This window comes from Haloferax sp. s1 (assembly GCF_058382125.1).
This window is the reverse complement of the sequence record NZ_JBZRPK010000470.1, coordinates 1-4,217: the sequence shown is the minus strand read 5'-3', so window position 1 is coordinate 4,217 and position 4,217 is coordinate 1. Positions and strand designations below refer to the sequence as shown.

At 61.2% G+C, this 4,217-nt stretch carries 4 protein-coding genes and 1 pseudogene; 2 read left to right on the top strand and 3 right to left on the bottom strand.

Translation table 11 applies throughout. The features are described from left to right. Positions 1-372 (bottom strand): annotated as a pseudogene (locus QT222_RS07050) (hypothetical protein); the annotation flags it as partial. Between the two features lie 218 nt (positions 373-590). Between QT222_RS07050 and QT222_RS07045 the strand changes: the two are divergent. Next, positions 591-1,322, top strand: coding sequence for a cob(I)yrinic acid a,c-diamide adenosyltransferase (locus QT222_RS07045; RefSeq protein ID WP_491476753.1), 732 nt, complete (start codon positions 591-593; stop codon positions 1,320-1,322). A gap of 54 nt (positions 1,323-1,376) precedes the next feature. On the opposite strand, the gene QT222_RS07040 is transcribed toward QT222_RS07045, so the two are convergent. Then, a complete protein-coding gene (locus QT222_RS07040; RefSeq protein WP_004060722.1) occupies positions 1,377-2,246 on the bottom strand; it encodes a universal stress protein in 870 nt (289 codons plus the stop codon). Between the two features lie 174 nt (positions 2,247-2,420). Between QT222_RS07040 and QT222_RS07035 the strand changes: the two genes are divergently transcribed. Beyond that, positions 2,421-3,569 carry a DUF7118 family protein gene (locus QT222_RS07035; protein ID WP_491476752.1) on the top strand — a complete coding sequence of 383 codons (1,149 nt, stop codon included), beginning with the start codon at positions 2,421-2,423 and terminating at the stop codon, positions 3,567-3,569. Between the two features lie 33 nt (positions 3,570-3,602). Here QT222_RS07035 and QT222_RS07030 read toward each other — a convergent pair whose 3' ends face one another. After that, positions 3,603-4,043 carry a hypothetical protein gene (locus QT222_RS07030; protein WP_491476751.1) on the bottom strand — a complete coding sequence of 147 codons (441 nt, stop codon included), beginning with the start codon at positions 4,041-4,043 and terminating at the stop codon, positions 3,603-3,605. Between the last annotated feature and the right edge of the window lie 174 nt (positions 4,044-4,217).

Here is a 4,217-nt window from a genome sequence, read left to right as displayed (position 1 = left end):
CGGGGGGAGGCCCCGTGGGGGGGGTGCGCGCCCCGGGGCGGGTGGGGGCGTGGGGAGAAACCACCGAAGCACCGCGGCGGGGGGGGGGTGGGGGGGGGGCCCCCCCCCCCACGCGGGGTCGTGGGGCCCGACCACCCCGCCCGGGGGGGTTACCCCCGCCGCCCCCCCGTACACCCCCGGCCCGGGGGGAACCGCCTCACCCGCCACTCGTTCGAAAACATCGGGGATGAACGTTCCCACGAACGCGAACATGGCGTTTACCATCGCGGCGAGCTTTCGACGACGGAGTCCCGCAAGGAAGACGACGACGATGGAATACCTGATACAGCGTTCTATCGTCTGACTCCCGGATTGGTGTGTAGAGTTCGTCACGCGTTTCGCTCGTCGTGAATGACGGCGTAGTCGATTAAATAAGTTGACACCGACGCCCACGAAGTGAGGACACCGTGTCGACAATGAACCGTCGACAATCGAAACCCAACACAACTTTGCCTACTGAAATTAGAATTGAATTTAACGTCGTCGGTTGCTCGTATCAGGTGCTGATACACCCCGACGTAACTAACAGCGGTTCGGCTTCACCCGCAGACATGACTGACAACACAAACGCAGACGGCTCCAAAGATACAGACAGTACCACGAACACGACCCCCAAATCGGTCCGGACAAACACGCCGGGTCGCGGCATCCGACCCGACGCGAGAACCATCGAACCCGACGCGCCCGACGAGTTCGGACTCGTGCAGGTCTGGTGGGGAGACGGAAAAGGGAAGACGACCGCCGCGATGGGGATGGGCTTTCGTGCCGCCGGACATGGCTACCGGGTTCACATGCTCCAGTTCTTGAAAGGCGGTGCCGACTCCGTCGAAGCAGTTCGCGGCGAGTACAATGCGATTGCAGCAATGCCGGGCTTTTCGTTCGAAAATCTCGGCCACTACGGGTGGGCCGGAATGGCGGACGGCAGCGAGGACGAGGACCACGCCGAACAGGTCGCCGCAGGTCTCGAACGCGCGCGCGAACTCGTCGACGCCGCGGCCGACGCCGACCTCACCTCGCCGCTCGACCTCGACGGTACACCGGAAGACGGCGTCCACTTCCTCATCTTCGACGAAATTCTCTACGCCGTTGCGATGGGGCTTCTGGACGAGTCCGACGTACTCGACCTCATCGACCGAAAGCCCGACCATCTCGAACTCGTGTTGACCGGGAGCCACGACGAACCGACGTACCTCCACGATGCTGCGGACCTCGTAACGAACGTTCGGAAGGTGAAACATCCCATCGACTCGGGCCAACGCGCCAGAAAAGGGACCGAATACTGACCCGTTGTCGACAGGTTGGTATCCTCCACTGTCACCTCGATTATCCCGCGGCCGTCACTCACCCGGAGACAACGTAATCACGGGTACTGGAGCGGTGCGAACCGTTTGCTCGGCGACGCTTCCGAGGAGAATCCGGTCGACACCGCTTCTCCCGGTCGTCCCCATCACGACGGCGTGGATGTCGTTGTCCTCGACGTAGGCGCGAATTTCGTCGCTCGGCGTTCCGTGCTCGATGCGTTCGACGACTTTCGTGATGCCGAGGTCGGTTGCCTCCGAGACGACAGACCCAATCGCTTCGTTCGCTCCCTGCTCGCTTTCTTCGCCCGAAAGCATCGAGCGAACGTCGAATCCGAGTGCGGAGTCGTCGACGACCGAGAGGATGTGGACGGCCGCATCGAGCGCCGCCGCGAGTTGGAGACCGTGTGTCGTGGCTCGCTTCGACGACCGACTGCCGTCGGTCGGAATAAGGATTCGTTCGTACGGGAACGTGAGTTCGTCGTCGGGGTCCATGCGAGCGGTGAGAACGGGCAGGTCGGATAGGCGGACGACTTTCTCCGTGACGCTGCCGTGGAGCTGTCGCGAAAGTCCCTGTCGGCCGTGTGTGGGCATCACGATAAGGTCGTAGTCGTACTCCGCCGCGTATTCGACGATGGTCGGCGCGGGGTTCCCCTGAACGACGTCGGTCCCGTATTCGACGCCGAGTGTGTCGAGCGTCTCGGCCGCTTCCTCGACGACGCTTTCGCCTTCGCGTTCGAGTGCGTCGACCACGTCGTTACTCACGACCGTGACGCTGTCGCGGGTCGTATCCGCCACGAACAACAGTTGTATCTCCGCATCATCCCAGTGTGCGAGTTCACTGGCGTGATAGAGAACCGCGCTCGTCGCGGTGCTCTCGTCGACGGGAAGGAGGATTTTTTCGTACATGCTCTTCTGTAGGACAGGTTGTAGGTAAGTCCTTTCGACGGACGGAACGCTGACTGTTTGGAAGCACGTTTTCGCCTCCGAGCCTCGGTCAGCAGACTTTCCTCCCTCCCGCAATGACACTCATGGTATGACCCTGTCCCCGCAACCGGGCTTTGCCCACCGAGGTGACGACAGATGATGGACGGCGAATCGCGCGAAGCCGACCCCGTCGAATCACTGCAGGCGGCGGCCAGCACGCTCTCCAGGCGACGAGCACAGATAGACGAGATTGGCTTCGGCGAAGTTCGAACGCTCTCCGAGGCGTACCACGACGTCGCAGCGATTCTCGACCGACACGAAGAGAAGGCGACCGACCAGGACGACTTCCAGGGCTACGTCGAATTTCGGGATGCCCTGTCGAACCGACTCGAAGCGGTCCCTGCGGACGTTCGCCACGGAGATGCATTCATCGAGGCCAACGAAACGCTCACCACGCGCGTTACCTCGTCGCTGTCGTCGTCGGACTTCGAACGTGCCAGAGACCAACTTCGACCGGCCCGAGAAGAGGCGGAACTTCTCGATTCGCTTGAAGAAGCGGAAGAATCGTACCGGCGTGCGCGTCATGCCCTCAAAGACCGTGAATCCGAGGTCAAATCCCGAATCGAACGACTCGAACGCGTGAAAGAACTCGGGGAGGCCGACATCGATGCACCCGTTCACGAGCTTCGAGACCTAATCGAATCGTACAACGACGCGGTCGAAGCTGCGTTCGAGCAGTTCATCAGGGAGAAGTCCGCCCGTGAGGTGCTCACGTGGCTAGAGACCGCAGCGTCGTACCCGCTCGCCGAAACACCCGCGCCCCCAGAACGACTGTGTGAGTTCCTCGAAACAGCCGCCATCGGTGACGAATCGGTGGCGACGCTCGTGGAGTACGCGGGCTACTCGCGGTCGAAACTCGACCACTACGTCGACGACCCGAAAACGTTCTCGGCGGCAGTCGGGACGAACAAACGGTTCCTCGAAACACTCGACGCAGACCCGCTTACCGTATCGTGGCCGCCAGCGCCTGCGTCCACGCTTCGATGGCGGACGAAAGAACTCGTCGCCGTCGTGAGTCGGTTCGCCGACGACGACGTGGTCGCTCACGCTCGCAAGGTGCACGAACTAACGCACGGGCGGGAGTACGAACGACTTCGGGACGCAGCGGTTGCCCGGGAAGAACTCACAGAAGACCAGCGCGACCGACTCCGACGCGGTGCAGTCTCGGACGAACTGGAGACGCTACGAGACGAGTACGACCGTATCGTCTCGTGTCTCGACGAGCATCCGCCGCTGGACGACTGAAACGAGAGGGCCGACGGAAAAGAGCGCTGACCCTTACGCAGCGACTTTTGCGCGCTCGTGATACCAACCGCCGAAAGCACCGAGAGGGACCACGAGCCAGCCAGCGGCCACAATAGCCATCGTAAGTCCCACTGGGAGGAATGCAGTAAAGAAGGCCGCCGCCTCCCCCAATGCCATCTCACCGCGGTACACGTTCGAAACCGCGAGGAACAGTACAGGACCAATCGACCCGACAGCGAGACTCGTAAGTGCAGTGGCTCCACCGAAGACCGCACCGTAGAGTTGGTGATTTTCTTCCGGGTACAGCTTCCGCCAGAGAAGTGTCCCAACAACGAATGACGTCGGAATCACGATTGGGAGAGTGAGTAACCCGATACCGAAGAAAAATCCGATGGTTCCGTTACCCGTTCCTGCGATAAGAAGCCACGCTCCGCCGAACCAAACGGCAATCGCCAGGAGTCCGGTCGCAGCCATTGCAATTCCCCCGCCAACGTCACGCCGAGAGGCGTAAGGAAGTCGTCCAGGACCGTATCGGTGACAGAGTCTCCGAGCCATAGATAGGGATACGTAGAAAAACACCATAAAACCACATCCAATTGACATTAGTCGGGACAGATATTTGCATCTAGTGCGACTCTCTGCTTATCC

Bases quoted from the DNA above. Each gene is read 5' to 3' on its own strand.
- QT222_RS07045 (WP_491476753.1), top strand. From the start codon at position 591: ATGACTGACAACACAAACGCAGACGGCTCCAAAGATACAGACAGTACC.
- QT222_RS07040 (WP_004060722.1), bottom strand. From the start codon at position 2,246: ATGTACGAAAAAATCCTCCTTCCCGTCGACGAGAGCACCGCGACGAGC.
- QT222_RS07035 (WP_491476752.1), top strand. From the start codon at position 2,421: ATGATGGACGGCGAATCGCGCGAAGCCGACCCCGTCGAATCACTGCAG.
- QT222_RS07030 (WP_491476751.1), bottom strand. From the start codon at position 4,043: ATGGCTGCGACCGGACTCCTGGCGATTGCCGTTTGGTTCGGCGGAGCG.